The following is a 727-nucleotide window of genomic DNA, read 5'->3' as shown; positions in this document are numbered from 1 at the left end:
GACGACAGGGATGTAAAGGACCGCGACTCCGCGAATGACAGCCAGGGAACACCCGCGCGATATGGCAGGCGCTACCTTTTCACTGAACGGAAGGGGCCAGGTTCATCCGGCTTCGCGGAACTGCGGTTGCGAGGCAGTGGCCCGGGGCCCGGGCGTGGAACCGGACCGGCCGGCGTTCTCGTTGAAGCCGTCGACGACTTCGGCGGGGATCCGGCCGCGTGCGGCGATGGTGTACCCGTTCGTGCGAGCCCACTCACGGATCGCCTTGTTGTGTTCGCGCTGCTCGGTGGTTGCGGTCGAGCCCGCACCACCCGGTCGACGGCCCCGAGTCATCCCTGCGGCGGCGGCGCTGGTGGGGCGGCGAGCTGCAGCGACGAAGGGAGCGAGGGCGTCACGCAGAGCGGAGGCGTTGCTGGTGCTCAGATCGATCTCGTAGGTGACGGCGTCCATCACGAATTCGACGGTCTCGTCGGCGGAACTGCCATCGAGGTCATCCACCAGGGTGACGTGTTCGATCCGAGCCATGAATGATCCCTCGTCGCAATCGCCAATCAGAGCAAGGAGTGGTGAGCGTAGCGAGGAATAATCTGCGGCGAAACGCACGACGCGACCGGACGGCTCTCAGACACCCCCAGGGGCCAGCGCCACGACGTCGACGACCTCCTCGAGTGCACCGGCCGAGGTCACCAGCAGGGCTTCCGGCAGGGTTCCGCTCGTGGTGGTCCTG

General features: G+C 66.7%; 1 protein-coding gene. It reads right to left on the bottom strand.

What is annotated here, in order from left to right; translation table 11 throughout:
• Nucleotides 1–102: 102 nt before the first annotated feature.
• On the bottom strand, nucleotides 103–603 hold the full coding sequence (locus tag D8M34_RS18650; protein WP_446723751.1) for a histone-like nucleoid-structuring protein Lsr2: 501 nt from the start codon (nucleotides 601–603) through the stop codon (nucleotides 103–105).
• Nucleotides 604–727 lie beyond the last annotated feature (124 nt).

Origin of the sequence: Microbacterium sp. HSID17254 (assembly GCF_003989315.1) — a bacterium.
Taxonomy (GTDB): domain Bacteria; phylum Actinomycetota; class Actinomycetes; order Actinomycetales; family Microbacteriaceae; genus Microbacterium.
This window is presented reverse-complemented; position numbering and strand designations above follow the sequence as displayed.